The organism is Bacillus salipaludis, from assembly GCF_004358205.1.
Genome location: NZ_SMYO01000007.1, coordinates 307,284 through 328,956, shown reverse-complemented (window position 1 = coordinate 328,956; position 21,673 = coordinate 307,284). Strand labels below are relative to the sequence as shown.

The following is a 21,673-nucleotide window of genomic DNA, read 5'->3' as shown; positions in this document are numbered from 1 at the left end:
TTGATGAAGGCCATATCTTTTTGTTCATGTATAGTTTTGGCCTTCATGGACTTGATGAAGGCCATATCTTTTTGTTCATGTATAGTTTTGGCCTTCATGGATAGGATGAAAGCCTAATCTTTTAATTTCAAGTATAGTTTTGGCCTTCAAAGATAGGATGAAAGCCTAATCTTTTGATTTCATGTATAGTTTTGGTCTTCATGGATAAGAGGAAAGCCTAATCTTTTAATTTCATGTATAGTTTTGGCCTTCATGGATAGGATGAAAGCCTAATCTTTTAATTTCATGTATAGTTTTGGCCTTCATGGATAGGATGAAAGCCTAATCCTTTAATTTCATGTATAGTTTTGCCCTTCATGGACTTGATGAAGGCTATATCTTTTGGCTTCCTCTGTAGTTTTAGCCCTCATGGACACCATGAAGGCTATATCTTTTGGCTTCCTCTGTAGTTTTAGCCCTCATGGACACCATGAAGGCTATATCTTTTGGCTTCCTCTGTAGTTTTAGCCTTCACTGACAGGTTGAAAGCCGCATCTTATGGTTTCCTGTCTAGTTTTGGTGTTCATGTCAGTATATTCGAAATTATATCTTTGATTTTTTGAAGATATTCCCATTATTTATCATTTAATCGAGGCTTGGTCGGGTCACAGTTTGGTTTATCCACATTTGTTGATTCCGCCAATTTCATAAGGTAGTAACATTCTTCCCTAAACATATGGTCAGCCATTAACGGAGAGAATGTACCTAAAGCCTGGGCGCTTAATTCGAGTTCTTCAATTTCTTGAAGGAAGTTTTGAAATAACTTAATTTCTAATGTTACATCTGAATTTAATTTTTCTAAGGCCGGAAAATTGGTGAGTTGTGTTCTTAGAAAGCCCGTCATTTCAACTGCCTTTAGGTAAAAATCTTCAAAATGCTTTGTATAAGAATCACTTTTTTCTTTTAACGTTTTTTCCACACTATCCAGGTTGGAGGAAATCGCGCTCGCATGCCCTGCAGCATCCAATATCCATACGAGATGATGGTGCAGTTCGTGGAAGATAGGGGGGATTTCTTGGGACTTTAAATGTTTTAAGACCCGAACATATTCTTCAAGTTCATTTACCATGTGATTTAGAAAAGATGGCGATAAATGGATCTTTATTTTACTGGTTAGATGTCTTTTGATTAAATTCAGCTTAAAGTCGCGCAGCCTAAGGGTTTCAGTTTCTGCTTTATCAGTTAATTGGTTAATATCCGCGGATTTAGCTTGTTCAAGAAGATTATCAAAAGAATGAATAAATTCTGATGCAATTTGAATCTCATTTTTTTCTACAGGAGCTAATGCTTCGTGGATAAATCGGGAATGATCACCTAATATTTGCAGCCAAAACCGATGCTCGAATCTGGCGGTTCTCTCAAAAACATCGTTCATTTCTTCTCCCCCTTATTAAAAATCCAATTAAAAGTTTATTCGAATTCCCAGAAAAAAATGTTAACAAAATATTCATTTATTTTTTTATACGATCATGAATTTTTTTATAGAATGAACTTAGGTTTTAAAAGAGAGGATGTGGTTATATGCCTTTTAAGGCAAGAGTAGAATCGGAGGATTTGAAAAGATTTAAGATTTTAGATCAACGTATGTTACTTACCGCAGATGAAAAGAAGTATTATAAAGCACTTTTAAAAGGTTATGAAGGTGAAGTACAGTTTGATTCTTTAACCGAAAAGCTGCAAAGTGATTCATTTATTTTAAACGATTTAGTGCTTGAAGTGAACCACACAAAATTTCAAATTGATTCTACTATCATTTTTCAAAATACTTATCATTTTTTTGAGGTTAAGAATTATGAAGGTGATTATATTTACGACCCTGAAAACTTCAAAAGTGGTTCAGGAAAACCTATTCAAAATCCGCTGGATCAACTAAAACGAAGCAAAACCCTAATCCGCCAGCTTCTACAAAATCTCGGATATAATTTACAAGTTGAAGGACACGTAATTTTTATAAACCCCGAATTCACCTTATTAAATGCCCCTTATGACTTATCGTTTATATATCCATCCCAGCTAAATCGTTTTTTGAAGAAATTAGATATGAAACCATCACGGCTAAATAATATTCATATTAAGCTAGCGAATCAATTGGTCGCCTTGCATCAAAGTAAGGTATCCATGATTAAATTACCCACTTATGAATATGACCAACTTAAAAAAGGATTGAATTGCAAGGGATGTGACTCATTTTCAGTGTCTGTACAGGGGAAAAAGCAAATTTGCAATGAGTGTGGGTATGTTGAAATGATATCAACAGCTGTTTTGCGAAGCGTAGAGGAATATAAGCTTCTTTTTCCAAATTGGAAAATCAACTCAAATATAATCTTTGATTGGTGTGGAGGTGCTATTTCTAAGAGGAGAATTGGCAGGACCCTTGGAAAAAGTCTTAAAATTGTTGGAGTTCATCAATGGGCAGTTTATGAGTAAGAAAATTGCATACTCCATCTGACATCTCATTATGAGTGCTTACCGTGGTGGTTATTTAGGGGGATTGACCAATTGAAGGATAATTTTATCTGCTACCAAAAAAGTTAGGCCTACACTACCTTTATGAAACCCTTTTCCTTAAGGTAACTTTTGACTTTTGGTCTTCATCCCCCCTTTGATGACCTTTTCCATCAAGAACCTTTTGACTTTTGGTCTTCATCCCCCTTTGAAGACCTTTTCCATCAAGAACCTTTTGACTTTTGGCCTTCATCCCCCCTTTGATGACCTTTTCCTTCAAGAACCTTTTGACTTTTGGCCTTCATCCCTCTTATGAAGACCTTTTCCACCATGTACTCTCAGACTTTTGGTCTTCATCCCCCCTTTGATGACCCTTTCCATCAAGAACCTTTTGACTTTTGGCCTTCATCCCTCTTATGAAGACCTTTTCCACCATGTACTCTCAGACTTTTGGTCTTCATCCCTCTTATGAAGACCTTTTCCACCATGTACTCTCAGACTTTTGGTCTTCATCCCTCTTATGAAGACCTTTTCCACCATGTACCCTCAGACTTTTGGCCTTCATCCCCCCTTTGAAGACCTTTTCCATCAAAAACCTTTTGACTTTTGGCCTTCATCCTTCTTATGAAGACCTTTTCCATCATGTCCCCTCAGACTTTTGGCCTTCATCCCTCCCATGAAGACCTTTTCCACCATGTACCCTCAGACTTTTGGCCTTCATTCCTCCTATGAAGACCATTCTCCATCTGTCACCTAAAAAATTTTGGCCCCCGTGCTCATATGAACACAATTCCACTGAACAACGAAACAAACAGCAAAAAAACCGGCAGCACCCCGCTGCCGGCTCAACATTCACTATTCAGACTTCACAGGCTTCTTAAGAATCCCAAGTAACACAGCCGTCACAACCGCACCAACAAAGATTGCTAATGCGTACTGAAGAGCCCCGCCTTCAACTAATGGAACAACGAAGATCCCGCCATGTGGTGCACGAAGACCGATTCCAAACGCCATAGACATCGCACCTGATATTGCTGAACCAACCATCACAGATGGAATCACGCGAAGCGGGTCTGCTGCTGCAAACGGAATCGCTCCTTCCGTAATGAAAGATAGACCCATTACATAACAAGCCTTACCCGCATCACGGTCCTCCTTATTAAACTTCTTCTTAAATAATGTCGTTGCTATCGCGATACCAAGTGGTGGCACCATTCCGGCTGCCATAATCGCTGCCATTGGCTCATAGACACCATTCGCTAGTAACCCGGTACCAAATACATAGGCTGCTTTATTGATCGGGCCACCCATATCAAACGACATCATCAAACCTAACACAATTCCTAGTAAAATAGCATTTCCTGTTCCAAGACCTGTTAACCAATGAGTAATTTCTTTATTTAACCAGGTAACCGGATGGTTGACTGCAAAGAGCATGATAAATCCGGTAATCCCTATCCCAAATAAAGGATAGAGCAGAATACTTTTAATTCCTTCCAATGACTGTGGAAGACCAGCAAATACCTTTTTCAAAAGAACCACAACATAACCCGCAAGGAAACCAGCAATCATCCCGCCAAGGAAACCGGCGCCGCTTGATGCTGCCATCATACCGCCAACCATACCAGGTGCAAATCCAGGACGATCGGCAATGCTAAGTGCAATAAAACCAGCCAAAACAGGTACAATTAAACCAAATGCATTTCCACCGCCGATGGTCATCAATGCTTCGGCAATTTTATTATAGGATGGATCATCTGGTTTAAACGAGTTATAGCCAAACATAAAACAGATAGCGATTAAAATACCGCCCCCGACAACAAATGGAAGCATGTTGGAAACACCATTCATTAAATGCTTATAGAAGCCTTTTCTACCACTTGAATCGGCACCGCTATTCTCACTTTTGCCGCCATTCCCCGAATATACTGGTGCATCCTGCTTTAAAGCACGCTCAATCAAATTTTGCGGCTTGCGTATACCATCGGCAACGGCCGTCTGAATCACATGCTTACCATTAAATCTTTCCATTTCTACATTGATATCAGCAGCAATAATAACAGCTACGGCATTCTCAATTTCCTCTTTTGTTAAAACATTCTTCGCTCCACCGGAACCATTGGTTTCAACCTTGATGTCAACACCCATTTCCGCTGCCTTAGCTTTTAAAGAATCAGCTGCCATATAAGTGTGGGCAATCCCCGTGGGGCATCCCGTAACCGCTACAATGGCATTCTTTTTATTTGACACATCTTGTTCTTCTTCATCTTCCTGGTCATAAAAATTAATAACCTCAAGGACATCATCAGCAGAAACAGCATGAAGTAACTTTTCACGTACTTCCTGTTTCATTAATAAACCTGAAAGACGTGCAAGTGCTTCAAGGTGAGTATTATTAGCGCCCTCTGGTGCTGCAATCATAAAAAACAAATGAGCTGGCTGTCCATCTAATGATTGATAATCTACACCCGAAGTGGATTTACCAAAAACAATGGCTGCTTCTCTTACTGCTTTTACTTTTGCATGAGGAATCGCAATTCCGTCTCCAATACCCGTTGTACTCTGCTCTTCACGTTTTAGAATGGCTGCTTTAAACTCTTCACGGTTCGTAATTTTATTGGCCTTAAATAGCACATCAACGAGCTGGTCGATAGCGTCTTCTTTCCCCTGGCCATCTATATTTAAAAGAATAGTATTCTTTGTGAGCAATTCTGTAATTTTCATGGCTTCTCCTCCTAATTAACCTCTCTAATTTTTACCTGCTCAAGGAGTTCTTCAATTAAATCTTTTGTACACAAGCCGAGTGAAAAGGCGGTTGCGCTGCCTGCGGCAACACTATATTGAAATGCCTTTTTCACACTAGAAGTTTTTTGATATTCAGCCAAAAAGCCTGCCACCATTGAATCTCCGGCACCAACTGAATTTTTCACCACGCCTTTTGGCACATCGGCAATGAGGGCCATTTCGTTATTTATAAAAACAGCCCCTTCACCCGCAAGTGAAACAATCACGTTTTTAGCCCCCATATCAATTAACTTCTTTCCAAATGGGATGACGTCTTCACAGCTTGAAAGAGTAGTTTGAAATAAATCGCCAAGCTCGTGATGGTTTGGTTTAATTAAAAATGGATGGTAAGGAAGAACTTTTTTTAACAAGTCGCCCTCAGCGTCAACAACAAATTTAGCCTTACTTTCCTTACAAATCCTTACCAACTCTTCATATGTGGTCACTGGCATTGTCGAAGGAATGCTTCCCGCTAGGACCAAAAGATCATTTTCAGTTAAATGGTTAATTTTCTCCTTTAGCTCTCTGAAATTCTCTTCGGAAATCCTCGGACCGTTCGCATTGATTTCGGTCTCCTCGCCAGTTTTCAACTTAATATTGATTCGAGTATCTTCGTTAACTTTGATAAAATCCGTTTCTATTTTTTCATTTTGCAGGTATTCTTCAATGTATCTTCCGGTAAAACCACCGTTGAAGCCTAATGCCCTGCTCGTTAAACCTAATTGGCTTAAAACCCTTGAAACATTGATTCCCTTACCGCCAGGAAACTTTGTTTCCATTATTGTTCGATTCAGCTCTCCTAACTGAATGCTTTCGAGTTGAACGATATAATCAACTGAAGGGTTTAAGGTTAATGTATATATCATGCTGTCACGACCTTTATTGTAGTTCTATTTTTATATTGTGTTTGGGTTTCATCGTCAAGAGCATTGGTTATCACCACAGCCTCCGAAATATCGGCTATTTTTGCAAAGGCAACTTCCGAAAACTTGGAGTCGTCTGCTAAGACGTATGCTTCTCTAGAAAGAGAAATCGCTTTATGTTTCACCATTGCCTCTTCTTGATCTGGTGTTGTAAAACCAAACTGAGAATGGATTCCATTTACTCCCATAAAGCATTTATCGAACCGATAAAGGTCAAGACTTGCTAATGCTCCCCGGCCGATAATCGCGTTTGTGTTCAGTTTTGCAAATCCCCCAATTAAATAGGTTGGAATTCCTTTATTTAGTAATGGCGTTAAATGAGTTAGACCATTTGTAACGACAACAATGTCAGTTAGATTTAAGAATTCTACCATTTCAAGAACTGTTGACCCCGCATCAAGATAAATACAGTCGCCTTTTTCTACCAAACTTGCAGCATATTGGGCGATTCTCCGTTTTTCTTGAAGGTTTTTGGCTGATTTTTCAATCATGCTCGGTTCTTGTAGCTTTCCTTGCAGTCTTGATGCACCGCCATGAATTCTTTTTAAATGTTTTTCCTTCTCTAATTGTGATAAATCGCGTCGGATTGTTGACTCAGATGTATTGGTAAGGTCCACAATCTCCTGGATTTTAACGATATTCTGTTCCTTTAAAAGTTGTAAAATCAGTCGATGACGTTCAGGTGTTAACAAGTCATCACCACCTATAATTATTGTTCTTGATTCTATATTACTGAAACCGATTGCAAAAATCAATCATTTTCTTTCAAAATCAATCATATTTTGAATGGGATTGAATGATTTCGAAAGAAACAATCGTTGTTTTGCAAATAACTAGATGAAAATAAAATATTGTGGTATAATTTTTGATGTTAAAGGGATAGTGCGGGTGTAGTTCAATGGTAGAACTTCAGCTTCCCAAGCTGGCGGTGCGGGTTCGATTCCCGTCACCCGCTCCAAAATGGAGAAGTACCCAAGTGGTTATAAGGGGGCGCACTCGAAATGCGCTAGGACGGGCAACCGTTGCGTGAGTTCGAATCTCATCTTCTCCTCCATACATATTGTTTCAATAAACACTTTAAAATAAAGTGTTTTTTTTAATAATCACGGAATCTTAGTTCTATAAAAAATTGTGTATAATAAGAAAGAGTTTATACATAAGTAAAGGATGATAAATTTGAACATTACTGGGCATACAGTTGAAAAACTTGAAGATCCATTTGGTCTGCTTTCAGGCGATCGCTATGAGTTTTTCCTTCAACTAGAAATTGATGAAGAGGATGAACTTTATTCGGAAAAAGGAATTGGCTTAAGGGTAATCTTTGTAATGGATGAAAATGGGGAGAAAATCACGAATTATCATTTTTACGAAAGAGGAACAGAGAAAGTTCTCGATTTTGCCTTAGAAGAAGACGAAGAAGATTTAATTATCGCCTACTGCAAAGAAAATATTGGGGAATAATAAAAAGCAGGGGCGAAAACCCCTGCTTTTTATATTTACATAAAGTTTTTACTATGGTTATGAATAACCTGTAATTCTCTAGTAGCCTGTTTCATTTCACTTTTACAAATTGGGCAGAGCGGTACTTCACTGCTTTTAAAATTGTCGCGAATCCAGCATTTACAATTTTCTGAAGTACATTCCCAAACTTTTGTTTCTTCTAATTTTACTTCCACATCATTTCTTCTGCCGAAAGCCAAAATTCTTCACTCCTTGCGCTTATTATCGTCCAAAAAATTCCCAAATAAAAAAGCCATAGAGCAAAATCAAAAACATGCATCCTTGTATTCTATTCCTAATCAAAAGGATTTAGAATCAAGATATAGATAAAAAGGTGATGCATTTCACGAGCATCACCTTTTATTTAAAAGATTAAACTGTTTTAACGTTGGCTGCTTGTGGTCCACGAGCACCTTCAACAATTTCAAAAGAAACCGATTGGCCTTCTTCTAAAGTTTTGAAACCTTCAGTTTGAATTGCAGAAAAGTGAACGAATACGTCTTGACCGCCTTCAGCTTCAATAAATCCAAAACCTTTTTCTGCATTAAACCATTTAACTTTACCGTTATTCATGGATCTTACCCCCAACATATTGTTCACTTTTAAGTTGATTTTACATTTAAATATAGAAAAGCCATAACCTCACAAATTGGGGCAAGGCAATAGACATCACCCACATGTTCGTGTAGTTACGACTACTTAATCCAATAAATATTTAACGAACTTAAAGCGTAATTTAATAGTATACTATATTCCTTTAAAAGTCAAATTTTATAAAAGTACATGTCATTTATTTCCCCTTAGAAAAACCTCCATGAACTGAACAACAAACTTTTGAAAATTAGCATCTAAGCCGATTTGGTCAAGAGATTCAATTGGTTCTGGATCAGGTTTTGGACGAAAATCTGCAATACTTTTCCCTTTTGCCGGACCAGTTTCCTCTACCCTCACTCTACGAGGAATGTACTGGACAAAATCAGGATTGACTAAAGCCATAAGCGGAACCACATCATGAAGTGGTGCCCCTTTAATACCAGGAACATTTTTTTGATAAGCATGATAATAATAATCAAATGCTGGTTTTAATAGGGGCCGAAACGGTGTTGGGCTATTTTCTGATAGAAAATGAATCACTTCCGGCGTGATAATTGCACGATTGGTAATATTTAGGGGAAATAAGTAAACATTATGGGCTTTTTCCATTACAGAATTGGCCGCGATTGGGTCAACATAAAAATTAGCCTCTGCTTCAGCTGTTATGTTACCCGGCACTAAAAAAGCCCCTCCCATTATATAAAAAGCTGTCACGTCTTTTAGCGCATTGTTCCCATATAAAATAAACATCAATGCCAGCTCTGTCAGCCTTCCTACAGAGACAATCACGATATTCCCGCTATATTGCTTAATGATTTCTAAAATTTTATTAAAATCATATACCTTTATATTTTTGATATTGTCAGGAGGTTTTATAGGGCCTAAACCTTCCTTTCCATGAATCTCGGGGTAAAATTGGACTGGTTCTCCTGATAATGGGCCGGCGCTCCCAGCGACTATCGGGATATCCTCTCTTCCTGCTAAATTTAACAAATAAGCAGTATTCCTAATCGAAATATCTTTTGGAGTATTTCCATAGCCGCTGACAATCCCGACAAGATTAATTTCCGGATTTAGCAGGGCATACATAATTGCAAACGAGTCATCGATTCCAGGATCAGTAATCATCAGGACATGAACCATTATTTCACCCCTTTTCTATCTATTGTATTCCCCTCTACCTGTCTTACATGAAAAAAACCGATTTGACCTGCATTCAAATCGGCAATTTCTCCTTATGCTTCTTTTTTCACCCTTGAAACAGTCTTTTTCTTTGGGGCAGCAGCTTTTTTCTTTGGTGCTGGGGCTTTTTCCGGTTTAGTGCGATCGATTGATGCCTGCAAGGCTGCCATTAAATCGGTAACGTTTGATGGAGACTCTTTGGCAGCAGGCGTCACCACAGTTTCTTTTTCCATTCGTTTGGACTCAATCAATTCTAATAGGGCTGTTCGGTATTTATCTGTATATTTTTCCGGAGTAAAATCGGTTGTTAATTGATCAATGAGCATAATGGCGGTGTCCAATTCCTTTTTCGTGACTTTATCCTCTGAAGGAACGCTAGGGACATCACTTGCATTTCGGACCTCATCAGGATAGTGAATGGTTTCCATAACCAAAGTATTTTCATACACCCTTATCACGGCCATTTGCTCCTTCGAGCGAATCACGATTTTAGCCAGTCCAACCTTTCCGGTTTCTTGAAGGGCTTTACGTAATAACGAGTAAGCTTTACCGCCTCCTTCATTTGGAGACATATAATAACTGCGATCAAAATAAATGGGATCAATTTGTTCCATTTTGACAAAATCAATAATTTCAACCGCTTTATCTTCGTTTTCTTTTCGTAATTTTTCAAGGTCATCATTGTCCAAGACAACAAATTTCCCCTTTGTGTATTCATAGGCTTTGACAATATCCTCAGGTTTGACCTCTTCTTCGCAAACCGTACAAATTTTTTCATACCTGATGGGAGCATGACACTTATTATGAAGAGTCCGAAGCTTAATATCCTTATCCTCTGTTGCCGTATGGAGCTTTATGGGAATATTCACGAGCCCAAAGCTGATACTTCCCTTCCACATCGTATGCATATACTGATTCTCCATTCTTTTTACTTTTATTTTGCTAAACGGACAAACCTGTCATTCCTATAAACAACTGGAAAAGGATGAAGAGAGTCTTTTTGAAACAAAATAAGGCTAAAAAGAAGGGACCATTACAGATGAAACCGATGCTTCCAAGTCTGACTTTTGATCGTCCTGTCCATCCTGATTGGCTGTACGAGGTGAAATATGATGGATTCCGTGCACTATTGGAATGGAATACAAAGGGGATAACTTTAACAAGCAGAAATGGCAAGCCCCTAATTCCACAATTCCCGGAAATAGAAGAATTTTTATTACAATATCAACGTGAATTTGAGCCCTTTTTACCACTGCAGCTTGATGGGGAGCTTGTGTTATTGGAAAATCCGTGCAAAGCTAATTTTTCTGGAATACAAGTACGCGGACGGTTAAAGTCAGAAAAGAAAATTAGCGAACAGGCACAAAATGCACCGTGCCAGCTGATGATATTTGATGCACTTCAACTTTCAGGGAAGCCCCTTCATGCGGAGCCTTTTACGAAACGAAAAAAAGAACTAATAAAATTGTTTGAGAAGCTCCACTTTAATCAAGAGGCTGATCCTTACTCCAAACAGTTAGTGCAGTTCGTTAAAGCCTATGAAGATTTTGAGATGCTTTGGGAAAAAGTTGTTCTTTTTGATGGCGAAGGAATTGTCGCTAAGCAGCAAAACAGTCTCTGGGAAGAAGGAAAGCGTTCCTCCCAGTGGCTGAAGTATAAAAATTGGAAATATGTGAGCTGTTTTATCACCTCTTTAGAAAAAACAAATGGGTACTTTTACGTGGGAGTCTATCAGGACAAAAAGATTCATCCGATTGGTCAGGTCCTTTTTGGGTTTAAACCGGAGGAGAAGCAGGCTCTTCAACAAACAATTAAACAAAATAAAATAAAGGAAGATGAACAGTTTATTTATGTAGAACCAGCCATTTGCCTTGAAGTAAAATATTTAGAGTTATATGATGGACAGCTCCGCGAGCCGCATTTTGACCGGTTCCGCTTTGACTTAGAGCCTGCAGATTGTACCAATGACCGGTTTTTATTTCAACAGAAAAATCTTCCTGAGGACTTAGACATTTCACATCCGGATAAACCTCTTTGGAATCAACTAAACATTCAAAAGGCAGATTTTATTCTTTACTTAAGAGAAATATCACCCTATATGCTGCCCTTTTTGGAAAACCGGCTCTTGACGGTTATTCGCTACCCGCACGGAATGTTCGGGGAACCTTTTTACCAAAAAAATTGTCCCGATTATGCTCCCGAATTTGTGGAAACCTTTAAACATGAAAATATTGACTATATCCTTTGTAATCATCTTAAAACACTAATCTGGCTTGGGAATCAATTGGCCATTGAATTTCATATTCCGTTTCAAACCATTTACAGCAGAGGGCCAAGTGAAATCGTCTTTGATTTAGATCCACCGTCAAAGGATGATTTTCATTTAGCGGTAAAAGCCGCTTTACTTATCAAGGAAGTCCTCGATCAATTGAACTTGATTGGCTTTATTAAAACCTCAGGAAATAAGGGATTACAAATTTACCTTCCTTTACCTGAAAATACGTTTACCTATGATGATACAAGGCTGTTCACAAGCTTTATTGCCGACTACTTAATATCACGTGACCCTGATTCGTTTACAATCGAGCGAATGAAAAAGAACCGCGGGAATCGCTTATATGTGGACTATATCCAGCATGGTGAAGGGAAAACGATTGTTGCCCCTTATTCGATGAGGGGAAATGAACATGGCGGTGTAGCCACACCACTTTATTGGGATGAAGTTAATGAGAAGCTTGAATCGGCACAATTTACAATGAAAAACGCCTTAACCCGGGTTCGGAAACAAGGGGACCCGTTTCGAACCTATTTTTCTACAAAATCAGTCCAGCCCTTTGCACCTGTTCTCGAAGTTCTAAAGTATAATAAAAAAGGATAAGGAGCCCTTATCCTTTCATGATGTCAGCCAAAAACGCCTGTGCTTCTGACTGGAGTTTTTCGTATGCTGCCTGTTCTGCAAGATCCTCTTTAGAGTTTACTGTAAATGTTTCCTCAGCAAAATTCACATCAATAGAAGCAGTATAAAGATACGTTGCATTACCAATTAAATCAATATGGTAATTTCCGTTGTTTTTATGAACCACACATTGAACCTTACCGCCATTATTATAAACATTTACGGCCTTTTCAAAATCATTTAACCCATTCAAGCAGGTAACTAGGGTGGAGGCAGACATTGCCGTTCCACAGGCATTGGTAAAACCAACTCCCCGCTCGAACGTCCTCACATAAATATTTCCTTTGACCAAGGCTTTTACAAAGCTTACATTGACTCCATCAGGAAATAAAACATTCGGCCCATTTACTTTTTCGCTGAGATCTTTTTGAAGATCTGATTGAATTTGCTCCGATTCTACAATTGTAATTAAATGCGGGTTGGGAACCGCTAAGGCAGTGAAATATAATTCTTGAGATAACTCTGGAATTTTTTCATTTCTTAAGTCAGGCTGGTTTAATTGTAAAGGTAAATCCTCCAATAAAAATGAAACAGGAGAGATCTCTACCTGATATGTTGTTACATCCGGAAAAATATCAGCCTGTTTGCTCACCTTTAAGTCGGTCTTCATTGTTTCAATAATCGCTTCTTTCTGATCCCGCATCTCACAAATATATCGTGAAACAAGACGAAGACCATTTCCACACATTGAGGCTTCCGAACCATCTGTATTAAAAACTCTCATTCTTCCGTCCGCATGTTCACTTTTCAACATGAACAGAATTCCATCTGCCCCGAGTTCAGAGTTTCGGTTACATAAAACCCTTGCCAAATCGGCCCTTTCTTTTTCAGAAAATGTATAGGAATTAGAAATTTCATCGATTAAAAGAAAATCATTGCCTGAACCGTGCCCTTTAATTAAGTTGATTTGCACTTTAAAACCCTCCAGCATCACGTAATTGCATTTATTCATTATAGTATCAAATTCTGGTAGGGAAAGGAACTTAAACCTGCTAATTATCTTTCTATAAAATATTCATTTATGAGAAAAGACATTTGTAAAAGCTTGTCACTTTCTGAAATGCCTTCCGTAAATGAAAGCACCGGTGTATTTGGCTCCGGAAAAAAATCACTCCATTCCACCGGCATCCAGCCCCTGCGCAAACGTCCCAATTGGTGGTTGGCTGGATTTATGATTTTCTCATCCATAAATAGGGAAGCACCCTCTACTGCCCCTATGAACCTTTCATTTGCGTCAAAAAGTTCCTTTTTATATTTTCGAGCATTCAATTTCCGGATTTGATAATATCCTTGATAAACTTTGTTTCGGTCAAATACCTCAATTTTTTTGTATTTACCCTTTTTAACCTTATAAATCCCAATTAATTGATGATTCATATCATTAAGGGCATAAATTTTTGAAAAGACTGGAAAACCCAATTTTTTTCCTCGGTATTTTTTGATCTCTCCTGCTAGGTTTCCATCGGGAAAATAGAGCTGCAAACGCTTCGGTAAATAAACGGCTAATAAATGCCCTGTTTCAAAAATGGAATGGTAGAAACTGCGGGATTTCAACAAATTTTTCTTTATTAATAGTGCTTGTCTAACCTTGAATAAATAGATTTGAAAGCTGATGAAGCTGTAAATGAGAAAGGGAATAGTTAACAGCATCATTTTCTTGTTCTGAAAGAAAGAAAGATCTACTATTATAATTAAAAATGCGGGTACTAGTGCAGCGATGCTACCATTTAGACTGATGCTAGCAGATTCGCGATAATATTTATCTATTTTCATCATGAAAACTCCTTATCCATTCCTCTTATATCAGTCTATTAAATAATACTAAGAAAAATGATAGAAGATTTCCTCATTAAATCAAAAAAGAGACCTGCAAAAGTCTCTTAATTATTTGATTGCACATATTTTACTATTTTTCCGCTTAATACTTTGGCATCCTCATAGCCCTGGTTATATAACTCCTCTAACCGCACTGGATTCCGTTCCATTCTTCCTACCTGGAGCGGCTTTAATGGCCGGATAATAAAAACATTTCCCTTCTCCTCTTCTTTTTCTAAAAAAGCGAGAGTGTCGTTATACATTTGATACCGATTCCTTAAAGCCCTTTGCAGCCCTTTATAGTCAGGATATTTTCGGTTAACAAGGAAATGAAACTTCGAGGGCTTTTTCCGATAGTCCATATTTCTTGTAAGAATCACAATATTTTTCTTAAAGCCATCTGATTGTGCTTTTTTAATTGGAATTGGATCGCTAATTCCACCATCAAGCAAAATTTTATTTTGATAGGTTATTTCAGGTGCAATAAATGGAAGCGAACTCGATGCCCGTAAAACAGTCAGTAGTTCTTGGCCATAATCTCTTTTATTGAAATAAACCGCTTCCCCTGTTAAGCAATCGGTTGCTCCCACAACAAATTCAGAGGGACCGTTATAAAAGACATCATAATGATAGGGAACATGTTGATTGGGGATTTCATCGAAGATAAAATCCATTCCAAAAAACTGACGATTTTTAAAATAATTTCTCCAAGATATATATCGCGGATCCGAAGCATACTGAATTGTTACGGTTTTATTTCTTCCCTTTTGTTTTGACAAATAAGATGCTGCATTACAAGCCCCCGCAGAGACGCCGATTACATAAGGAAAAAATAATTGATTTTCTAAAAAGTATTCAAGAACGCCCGCCGTATAAACACCACGCATTCCCCCGCCCTCAAGAACCAAACCGACTCCATTTAACACATTGCTTCGTCCCTTTCCTCTATTTTTATCATGTTTATTCTGTCATATATGGACGAATTTGAAAACTAAACTGCCTCTTATGATGCCAGCTCTTTTTTTCGAAAAATAAAAATACTTAAGGCTAGCAGAATGAGAATACTTGCAATCGAGAGCAAACATGCTGGCAGAGTATAATCCGCTAATTTGCCTATTAATACTAAATCGTTCGCATATTTTGTTAACATTGCCGGGCTCCATTCCAGCCAATCGGAAAGAGAGCTTGATACCAAACTTAAAATAATCACTACCAAAAGGGAGACAAAACCAGCCACACCAGGAACGAGATGAGCCGCACTAAAAAACAAGGCGATGGTTAAAATTACGGTAAACCATAGTCCATAAAGAAAGAATGCTTGAAAGGCTTCGCCAGCTGCAACCCAATCAAATAATATCCCGGTATAATACCAAGTTGCAGCCGAACCGATAAAAAAAGATACCCACATTAGCAGAAGAGCCCCCACCCATTTCGCTGTTACAAAAGAGCGGTATGAAACCGGTTTAACTAAAATCATGGCAGCAACACCGCTTTTTCTTTCACCGGCAATTAGCGCCATTGTCGTTAGAACAATAATTAACACACCTAAGGAGGAATATTCACTTAAACCACTAACAAATACCTCCTGTGCGGAGGGTTTTGGAATTTCAATCTTTGCTCCCTCTGGCAGATTCCCTATTGAGTCAAGAATCTGCGGCAAATAATAAGAGGATAACGGTTTTTGCACACCTAGCAGAATAAACGTGATGGGCACCCAAATCCATTTGAAATTTCTCCACATTTCTAATAGCTCCTTATTAAGGAGCGTAATCCATTGGCTCATTTTCCCACCACCTTCATAAACACATCTTCAAGCGTCATGCTGCTCATTTCAAATTTTTCTAGCGGCCAGTTATGTTCCGAAATTTCTCTTAGAAAGACTTGTCTAGCTTGTTCAATATCGTTCACGGTTACACTTAGTCGATTGCCTTCAATGGAGATGGTTTTTGTGAACGGATTTTTTCCAAAAGCATCTGCATATAGCTCGGCCTTCCCTTTGAAAAACAAATCAATTCTGGACTGTTGATGGCGTTCCCTTAATTCCTCCATGGTTCCGGATTCAACAATTAGACCTTTATGTAAAAACAGGATTTCATCACTAACCTCTTCCGCATCATTTAAAATATGGGTGGAAAAAAGGATGGTGGTTTCTCTTTTTAGTCCTTCCAATAAATCGAGTACTTCTCTTCGCCCAATGGGATCTAGAGCTGAAACTGGCTCATCGAGCATGATCATCTGCGGCCGATGGATAAGGGCTTGTGCAATACCTAAGCGCTGCTTCATTCCGCCTGAATATTTGCCTACCCTTCGATTTTTCGCATCTGAAATCCCAACAAGTTCAAGAAGTTTAAGTGATCGTTCCTTTGCTTCTTTATTCGTTAAGCCCCCCAATTTCCCAACATACTGAAGAAATTCAAGACCACTCATCCAATCATAATAAACTGGAAACTGAGGGAGATAACCGATAATGTGGCGAATATCTCCATCTTTCTTTGCATCTTTAAAAGCGATCGTTCCAGCAGTCGGTTTCATTAAACCAGCTAACATCCTAAGCGTCGTGGTTTTTCCTGCGCCGTTTGGGCCTAAAAGGGCAATACATTTTCCTTTATCTAAATGAAAATCAAGACCTTTAATTACCTCGTTTCCCTGGAAACTCTTCTTTAATCCAGAAATTTGAATAAGGGACATCAGCTTTTACTCCTTCCTATTACAAAATAAAGAATCGGCCCAATTGGATTAAAGAATAAACTTAGCAGTACCCAAAGCCACTTAGGTCCATTTGTTTTTTCAATGCGAATGATATCCACCAATACAACAATTACTAAAATTAACTCAATCACCAGAATAGGCGCAAGAAGTGCCCAGTTTATATTTGCCATGCTATCTCCCCCTTTTTTCTATTTATAAATATATGACGTTTGACCTAGAAAAACGTTTCAGAACCCGGCAAATATTTATACCAGGTTCTGAAAAATTTTTCTATTGAATTAAGCGAAAGATCCATGGAAACCGGTATTCTTGACCTTCATACGCTTTTATAGCGGCTATGATGGTAAAGACGACCGCTGCAATCCCTAAAACCCACAAGGCAATAATACCGATAATGATGATCGTTAATATCCCGCCTATAATACAATAAATGGTATAGGAAATAAAAAAGTTAAAGTACTCTTTCCCATGATAATCAATGAATGATGATTCATCTTTTTTAATTAACCAAATGACTAATGGTCCAATAATCGGAAAAATAAAACTAACTATATAAAGAACTGCTGCCAAGAGCCTTTCTTCACTTTTTACCACTATAGCACCTCCTTCTTCATTAAAAAAATCCTTTCTTTTATATGTACGCTCTATTCTGGAAAAGATTTCATTGTTTCTGGTAAAATCCGCTTATTATTTTCAGGCTTGCTAACAGAGTACACGGGCAAAATAACCTAAAAATAAATATAATGAACACAAGTTTCAAAATTGGGCTTTTTTGCATATAAAAGAATAAAAGTTATTGCTCGGAACATTTTTAACTTTTCGGAAAATATACTGCTTGGTAAAATAGTTAAATACATGAAATATAGGAAGAAAGGTTTAAATATGACGAAAATACTTTTGAAGAATGCAACGGTATATCCGATTACCGACACCCCTATTCATTCAGGGGATGTTTTAATTGAAGATGGAAAAATCGCTAAAGTTGGACAGCATATCATCACCGATTTAGAAGTTAAAATAATTGATTGTGGAAATGCCTATCTTTTACCAGGTTTTATTGATGTCCATACACATCTTGGACTTTATGACGAAGGTACGGGCTGGGCGGGAAACGATGCGAATGAAACAGCAGAGGCCCTAACCCCGCATATACGTGCTTTCGACGGTGCCTATCCGTTAGATGCCGCATTTACGGATGCTGTTCGGAGCGGGATTACAACCGTTCATATTATGCCGGGAAGCGCAAATATCATCGGAGGGACCACATCGGTGATAAAAACAACGGGCAAAAATATTAAAAAAATGCTTATTCAAGAGATTGCGGGATTAAAAATCGCTCTAGGTGAAAACCCAAAAAGAATCCACAGCCATGGAAATAGCGACTCCATTACGAGGATGGGAATCATGGGCAAGCTCCGCGAAGCATTTTATCAGGCCATTTACGCCGATAACCCAGAAGATCTAAGGATTGCACCCATTGTAATGGCATTAAAAAGGGAGATCCCCGTTCGAATCCATGCCCACCGGGCGGACGATATCATTACAGCCACCCGTTTTGCGGAAGAATTTAATCTGGACCTGAGAATTGAGCATTGTACAGAGGGGCATTTAATTGCAAATGAATTAGCAGGGATGAACCTAAAAGTATCCGTTGGCCCAACCTTAACAAGGAGGTCCAAGGTTGAACTAAAAAATAAAACATGGAAAACTTATCAGGAACTTACCAATAATGGGGTAGAAGTTTCCATTACCACAGATCACCCTTATACTCCGATTCAATATTTGAATATTTGTGCAGGAATTGCAGTAAGAGAAGGTCTTCCGGAACAAAAAGCATTAGAGGGGATTACGATTTTTCCAGCAAAAAATTTAAAAATTGATGACCGTCTCGGAAGTATTGAAGAAGGAAAAGATGCTGACCTTGTATTATGGAGCCACCATCCTTTCCATTATCTAGCAAAACCAAAATGGACAATGATAGGTGGAGAAATGGTTTTCGAAGAGGCAAAAACTTTGTAGAAAATTGGAAAAAAATTTCACTTAAAAACAAACAAAAACCTATTTATTTTTCGCTTTTTTTTATGGTATCATACTTTTGATGATACTAATGGTAACTTGAATTTGGGGGACTATTTTAATCTTTATTTTTCAAAAAAAATGATATAGGGAAGGCAAATGGTGCGCCACCAGTATACTGGTTCTAGTGGGTTCGATTCCCACCCCGAAATTTTTTAGCAATTCTAATAAAAAATTTCGAGGGTGGGCCGTTTTCTTTTGACATGGGATCGGATTGCCCTAATGGAGGGATATTCATGCTGAAGAAAAGAGATCTTCACGACAGCCACACACTTTATGAACTAATGACGCATCCAGATGTCTTCCCTTTTGTTCGCCAAAAAGCAGCATCCTATGACGAATTCTTATTCGTGACAAAGAAAACCATTGAAGCTGAAGAACGTGGTGAATTAATCTCCCGCACTATTCTTGATGAATGGGGTTCCCCTATTGGTACAATTAATCTATTTGATATTGAAGAAAATGCCGGATTTTTGGGAACCTGGCTAGGCAAACCTTATCATGGAAAAGGGTATAATAATCCTGCGAAAGAAGCTTTTTTCAGTGAGCTTTTCTACGAAATGGGAATTGAAACGATTTATATGCGAATCCGTAAGATCAATATCCGTTCGATTAAAGCAGCGGAAAAACTACCATATGTCATAAAAGCAAATGAAACACGAAAATCACTGTATGAGCAATTAAATGCCAATGGTGAGGTTTACGATTTATATGAAATTCCAAAAGATCAATATACCTTCTATATAATGAGAAACGACTCTCTTCAAACAGATTCCACTCATTTATTGGAAGCATAAAAGCAATCGGCCACCGCCGATTGCTTTTTTTACAAGAAAAAAGACTAGCGCCCTTGGGTGCATAGTCATCATCTTACTTTCGTTAATCTATTACGCTTTGTTCGGTTGTTCCATCTACTTCACTTATACCCATCTGGAGCAAAAATTCTTCTAATTCCTCATTCGTTAACGTTTCAAATCGACCATCATGAAAAAATACCTGGGTTTGATTAGGATTAATACGATTAATATTAAAGCTCATTTTCTTTGCTCCTTTCCATAGATGATACACAACTATTATCCGCAAAATAATCCATTTTCATTCCTTGTAATCAAATTGTTCGAAAAATTGTAAAAGCAGTTTGTATATCCTTTGTACATTGGGTATGTTTTTTAAGACAGAAAAACAGCTTGTTAACGATATCTTTGTAAACCACTGGAATAGGTTCCATGATATAATAACTCTTTGTAACCTAAAGAAGATGGAGAAACTAAAAATTGAAACAAACCATTACAAAGAAGCAAAAGTTAAAACAATTAATTTATATTTTATTCCCGATTCTGATTACCCAGCTTGGGCTTTTTTCAATGAACTTTTTTGATGTAACCATGTCCGGGCATTACAGCCCATCCGATTTGGCAGGTGTTGCAATAGGTTCCTCCCTGTGGGTTCCGGTATTTACTGGACTTAGTGGAATATTGTTGGCCGTTACGCCGATAGTTGCGCAATTAAATGGGGCGAAACAGCAGGATAAGGTTGCACACTCTGTGTTTCAAGGACTTTATTTATCTGTAATCATTGCCATTATCGTTATCGCTATAGGCGCTATCATTCTTGACCCCATTTTAAACGGTATGAGCCTTGAACCACATGTTCGGAAAGTAGCCCATGACTATCTTGCTGCCTTAAGCTTTGGAATGATCCCACTTTTCGCTTATAACGTATTAAGATCATTTATTGATGCGCTTGGGAAAACGCGTGTTACGATGGTCATTACTTTAACTTCACTTCCGATTAATGTTGTCTTTAATTATCTGTTGATTTATGGAAAATTTGGTTTCCCTGAACTTGGAGGAATTGGAGCAGGTGTTGCAACAGCGATTACCTATTGGCTGATTACTTGTATTTCGATTTTTATCATCTGTACGAATCAACCATTTTCAAATTTTGGTATTTTCCGCCACTTTCATAAAATATCCCTTTCAAGATCAAAGGAAATATTAAAAATTGGCATTCCTATTGGTTTTTCGATTTTTTTTGAAACCAGCATTTTTGCTGCTGTTACTTTGCTAATGAGTACTTTTGATACCAATACAATAGCCAGCCATCAGTCAGCATTAAATTTTGCTTCATTTTTGTATATGCTTCCTCTCAGCATCTCCATGGCCTTAACCATCTTGGTCGGCTTTGAAATTGGCGCCAAAAGAAATCAGGATGCAAAGGAATACAGCTGGCTTGGAGTTGGAATCGCAATTTTACTGGCAGGGTTATGCGGAATAATCTTACTGCTATTCCGCTATGATATTGCGGGAATTTATACGACAGATCCAGTGGTTTTAAAATTAACGGCGAAATTTTTGCTTTACGCGTTATTCTTTCAATTATCTGATGCCATCCAGGCACCAATCCAAGGTGCACTACGAGGGTATAAGGACGTAAATATTACCTTCTTAGCCTCTCTTCTATCCTATTGGGTAATCGGCCTCCCACTTGGATATGTAATGGCAGTTTATACTGATCTGGGTGCATTTGGTTATTGGATCGGTTTGATTGCGGGACTCGCAGTCGGAGCAATTTGTCTTTTATTACGTTTACTTTGGGTTCAAAAAACCGCGAATCAAGCAAACATACAAAAAGAGTCCTAATGATTTTG

The 21,673-nt window shown here is 38.2% G+C and carries 23 protein-coding genes and 2 tRNA genes; 8 read left to right on the top strand and 17 right to left on the bottom strand.

Annotated elements, in window-relative coordinates; translation table 11 throughout:
- Nucleotides 1-613 precede the first annotated feature (613 nt).
- The gene (locus E2K98_RS17140) at nucleotides 614-1,414 is read right to left on the bottom strand and encodes a DUF2935 domain-containing protein (RefSeq protein WP_133336183.1); all 801 of its coding nucleotides are present in this window, start codon (nucleotides 1,412-1,414) and stop codon (nucleotides 614-616) included.
- Nucleotides 1,415-1,560: 146 nt separating this feature from the next.
- Here E2K98_RS17140 and E2K98_RS17135 point away from each other — a divergent pair, with 146 nt between their 5' ends.
- The gene (locus tag E2K98_RS17135) at nucleotides 1,561-2,466 is read left to right on the top strand and encodes a nuclease-related domain-containing protein (protein ID WP_133336181.1); all 906 of its coding nucleotides are present in this window, start codon (nucleotides 1,561-1,563) and stop codon (nucleotides 2,464-2,466) included.
- Between the two features lie 121 nt (nucleotides 2,467-2,587).
- Here the strand turns inward: E2K98_RS17135 and E2K98_RS31030 are convergent, their stop codons facing one another.
- From E2K98_RS31030 to E2K98_RS17120, 4 genes are all read right to left on the bottom strand, one after another.
- A complete protein-coding gene (locus E2K98_RS31030; protein WP_165976305.1) occupies nucleotides 2,588-2,737 on the bottom strand; it encodes a hypothetical protein in 150 nt (49 codons plus the stop codon).
- 602 nt (nucleotides 2,738-3,339) lie between these two features.
- A complete protein-coding gene (locus tag E2K98_RS17130) occupies nucleotides 3,340-5,208 on the bottom strand; it encodes a PTS fructose transporter subunit IIABC (protein WP_133336179.1) in 1,869 nt (622 codons plus the stop codon).
- Between the two features lie 11 nt (nucleotides 5,209-5,219).
- Nucleotides 5,220-6,134 carry a 1-phosphofructokinase gene (gene pfkB / locus E2K98_RS17125; RefSeq protein ID WP_133336177.1) on the bottom strand — a complete coding sequence of 305 codons (915 nt, stop codon included), beginning with the start codon at nucleotides 6,132-6,134 and terminating at the stop codon, nucleotides 5,220-5,222.
- Nucleotides 6,131-6,883: a DeoR/GlpR family DNA-binding transcription regulator gene (locus E2K98_RS17120; RefSeq protein WP_133336175.1), complete on the bottom strand. Its 753-nt coding sequence runs from the start codon at nucleotides 6,881-6,883 to the stop codon at nucleotides 6,131-6,133. The genes pfkB and E2K98_RS17120 overlap by 4 nt, the downstream gene beginning before the upstream one ends.
- 192 nt (nucleotides 6,884-7,075) lie before the next feature.
- Between E2K98_RS17120 and E2K98_RS17115 the strand changes: the two genes are divergently transcribed.
- From E2K98_RS17115 to E2K98_RS17105, 3 genes are all read left to right on the top strand, one after another.
- Nucleotides 7,076-7,149 (top strand) — tRNA-Gly (locus E2K98_RS17115).
- A gap of 4 nt (nucleotides 7,150-7,153) precedes the next feature.
- Nucleotides 7,154-7,245, top strand: a tRNA-Ser gene (locus E2K98_RS17110).
- Between the two features lie 113 nt (nucleotides 7,246-7,358).
- A complete protein-coding gene (locus tag E2K98_RS17105) occupies nucleotides 7,359-7,652 on the top strand; it encodes a DUF6509 family protein (protein WP_133336173.1) in 294 nt (97 codons plus the stop codon).
- Between the two features lie 35 nt (nucleotides 7,653-7,687).
- On the opposite strand, the gene E2K98_RS17100 is transcribed toward E2K98_RS17105, so the two are convergent.
- From E2K98_RS17100 to ku, 4 genes are all read right to left on the bottom strand, one after another.
- The gene (locus E2K98_RS17100; protein WP_026576573.1) at nucleotides 7,688-7,891 is read right to left on the bottom strand and encodes a cold-shock protein; all 204 of its coding nucleotides are present in this window, start codon (nucleotides 7,889-7,891) and stop codon (nucleotides 7,688-7,690) included.
- Between the two features lie 172 nt (nucleotides 7,892-8,063).
- Complete coding sequence (locus E2K98_RS17095) at nucleotides 8,064-8,264, bottom strand: cold-shock protein (protein WP_026576574.1); 201 nt, start codon at nucleotides 8,262-8,264, stop codon at nucleotides 8,064-8,066.
- 213 nt (nucleotides 8,265-8,477) lie between these two features.
- Complete coding sequence (locus tag E2K98_RS17090) at nucleotides 8,478-9,428, bottom strand: nucleoside hydrolase (RefSeq protein ID WP_133336171.1); 951 nt, start codon at nucleotides 9,426-9,428, stop codon at nucleotides 8,478-8,480.
- Nucleotides 9,429-9,520: 92 nt separating this feature from the next.
- Nucleotides 9,521-10,375, bottom strand: coding sequence for a non-homologous end joining protein Ku (ku, locus tag E2K98_RS17085; protein WP_133336169.1), 855 nt, complete (start codon nucleotides 10,373-10,375; stop codon nucleotides 9,521-9,523).
- A 131-nt stretch (nucleotides 10,376-10,506) separates the two neighbouring features.
- Here ku and E2K98_RS17080 point away from each other — a divergent pair, with 131 nt between their 5' ends.
- Complete coding sequence (locus E2K98_RS17080; protein WP_133336216.1) at nucleotides 10,507-12,345, top strand: DNA ligase D; 1,839 nt, start codon at nucleotides 10,507-10,509, stop codon at nucleotides 12,343-12,345.
- Between the two features lie 7 nt (nucleotides 12,346-12,352).
- On the opposite strand, the gene dapF is transcribed toward E2K98_RS17080, so the two are convergent.
- From dapF to E2K98_RS17045, 7 genes are all read right to left on the bottom strand, one after another.
- Nucleotides 12,353-13,336, bottom strand: a complete 984-nt coding sequence (gene dapF, locus E2K98_RS17075) for a diaminopimelate epimerase (RefSeq protein ID WP_133336167.1) — start codon at nucleotides 13,334-13,336, stop codon at nucleotides 12,353-12,355.
- Nucleotides 13,337-13,419: 83 nt separating this feature from the next.
- The gene (locus E2K98_RS17070) at nucleotides 13,420-14,196 is read right to left on the bottom strand and encodes a hypothetical protein (protein ID WP_133336165.1); all 777 of its coding nucleotides are present in this window, start codon (nucleotides 14,194-14,196) and stop codon (nucleotides 13,420-13,422) included.
- Nucleotides 14,197-14,303: 107 nt separating this feature from the next.
- Nucleotides 14,304-15,164, bottom strand: coding sequence for a patatin-like phospholipase family protein (locus E2K98_RS17065; RefSeq protein ID WP_133336163.1), 861 nt, complete (start codon nucleotides 15,162-15,164; stop codon nucleotides 14,304-14,306).
- Between the two features lie 77 nt (nucleotides 15,165-15,241).
- On the bottom strand, nucleotides 15,242-16,021 hold the full coding sequence (locus E2K98_RS17060; protein ID WP_133336161.1) for an ABC transporter permease: 780 nt from the start codon (nucleotides 16,019-16,021) through the stop codon (nucleotides 15,242-15,244).
- Nucleotides 16,018-16,926, bottom strand: a complete 909-nt coding sequence (locus E2K98_RS17055; protein WP_133336160.1) for an ABC transporter ATP-binding protein — start codon at nucleotides 16,924-16,926, stop codon at nucleotides 16,018-16,020. Before E2K98_RS17055 ends, E2K98_RS17060 begins: the two co-directional genes overlap by 4 nt.
- Nucleotides 16,926-17,117 carry a PLD nuclease N-terminal domain-containing protein gene (locus E2K98_RS17050; protein ID WP_026576583.1) on the bottom strand — a complete coding sequence of 64 codons (192 nt, stop codon included), beginning with the start codon at nucleotides 17,115-17,117 and terminating at the stop codon, nucleotides 16,926-16,928. Before E2K98_RS17050 ends, E2K98_RS17055 begins: the two co-directional genes overlap by 1 nt.
- A gap of 100 nt (nucleotides 17,118-17,217) precedes the next feature.
- The gene (locus E2K98_RS17045; protein WP_026576584.1) at nucleotides 17,218-17,541 is read right to left on the bottom strand and encodes a DUF4870 domain-containing protein; all 324 of its coding nucleotides are present in this window, start codon (nucleotides 17,539-17,541) and stop codon (nucleotides 17,218-17,220) included.
- A 288-nt stretch (nucleotides 17,542-17,829) separates the two neighbouring features.
- Between E2K98_RS17045 and E2K98_RS17040 the strand changes: the two genes are divergently transcribed.
- Together E2K98_RS17040 and E2K98_RS17035 are read left to right on the top strand one after the other, a co-directional pair.
- A complete protein-coding gene (locus E2K98_RS17040; RefSeq protein WP_133336159.1) occupies nucleotides 17,830-18,966 on the top strand; it encodes an amidohydrolase in 1,137 nt (378 codons plus the stop codon).
- A 293-nt stretch (nucleotides 18,967-19,259) separates the two neighbouring features.
- A complete protein-coding gene (locus tag E2K98_RS17035) occupies nucleotides 19,260-19,820 on the top strand; it encodes a GNAT family N-acetyltransferase (protein WP_133336158.1) in 561 nt (186 codons plus the stop codon).
- A gap of 82 nt (nucleotides 19,821-19,902) precedes the next feature.
- On the opposite strand, the gene E2K98_RS31025 is transcribed toward E2K98_RS17035, so the two are convergent.
- Nucleotides 19,903-20,061 carry a hypothetical protein gene (locus E2K98_RS31025; RefSeq protein ID WP_165976303.1) on the bottom strand — a complete coding sequence of 53 codons (159 nt, stop codon included), beginning with the start codon at nucleotides 20,059-20,061 and terminating at the stop codon, nucleotides 19,903-19,905.
- Between the two features lie 236 nt (nucleotides 20,062-20,297).
- On the opposite strand from E2K98_RS31025, the gene E2K98_RS17030 reads away from it, so the two are divergent.
- Nucleotides 20,298-21,665: an MATE family efflux transporter gene (locus tag E2K98_RS17030; RefSeq protein WP_133336156.1), complete on the top strand. Its 1,368-nt coding sequence runs from the start codon at nucleotides 20,298-20,300 to the stop codon at nucleotides 21,663-21,665.
- Nucleotides 21,666-21,673 lie beyond the last annotated feature (8 nt).

Bases quoted from the DNA above. Each gene is read 5' to 3' on its own strand.
- E2K98_RS17140 (WP_133336183.1), bottom strand. From the start codon at position 1,414: ATGAACGATGTTTTTGAGAGAACCGCCAGATTCGAGCATCGGTTTTGG.
- E2K98_RS17135 (WP_133336181.1), top strand. From the start codon at position 1,561: ATGCCTTTTAAGGCAAGAGTAGAATCGGAGGATTTGAAAAGATTTAAG.
- E2K98_RS31030 (WP_165976305.1), bottom strand. From the start codon at position 2,737: ATGAAGGCCAAAAGTCAAAAGGTTCTTGATGGAAAAGGTCTTCAAAGG.
- E2K98_RS17130 (WP_133336179.1), bottom strand. From the start codon at position 5,208: ATGAAAATTACAGAATTGCTCACAAAGAATACTATTCTTTTAAATATA.
- pfkB (WP_133336177.1), bottom strand. From the start codon at position 6,134: ATGATATATACATTAACCTTAAACCCTTCAGTTGATTATATCGTTCAA.
- E2K98_RS17105 (WP_133336173.1), top strand. From the start codon at position 7,359: ATGATAAATTTGAACATTACTGGGCATACAGTTGAAAAACTTGAAGAT.
- E2K98_RS17095 (WP_026576574.1), bottom strand. From the start codon at position 8,264: ATGAATAACGGTAAAGTTAAATGGTTTAATGCAGAAAAAGGTTTTGGA.
- E2K98_RS17090 (WP_133336171.1), bottom strand. From the start codon at position 9,428: ATGGTTCATGTCCTGATGATTACTGATCCTGGAATCGATGACTCGTTT.
- ku (WP_133336169.1), bottom strand. From the start codon at position 10,375: ATGCATACGATGTGGAAGGGAAGTATCAGCTTTGGGCTCGTGAATATT.
- E2K98_RS17080 (WP_133336216.1), top strand. From the start codon at position 10,507: ATGAAACCGATGCTTCCAAGTCTGACTTTTGATCGTCCTGTCCATCCT.
- E2K98_RS17070 (WP_133336165.1), bottom strand. From the start codon at position 14,196: ATGAAAATAGATAAATATTATCGCGAATCTGCTAGCATCAGTCTAAAT.
- E2K98_RS17060 (WP_133336161.1), bottom strand. From the start codon at position 16,021: ATGAGCCAATGGATTACGCTCCTTAATAAGGAGCTATTAGAAATGTGG.
- E2K98_RS17055 (WP_133336160.1), bottom strand. From the start codon at position 16,926: ATGTCCCTTATTCAAATTTCTGGATTAAAGAAGAGTTTCCAGGGAAAC.
- E2K98_RS17050 (WP_026576583.1), bottom strand. From the start codon at position 17,117: ATGGCAAATATAAACTGGGCACTTCTTGCGCCTATTCTGGTGATTGAG.
- E2K98_RS17040 (WP_133336159.1), top strand. From the start codon at position 17,830: ATGACGAAAATACTTTTGAAGAATGCAACGGTATATCCGATTACCGAC.
- E2K98_RS17035 (WP_133336158.1), top strand. From the start codon at position 19,260: ATGCTGAAGAAAAGAGATCTTCACGACAGCCACACACTTTATGAACTA.
- E2K98_RS31025 (WP_165976303.1), bottom strand. From the start codon at position 20,061: ATGAGCTTTAATATTAATCGTATTAATCCTAATCAAACCCAGGTATTT.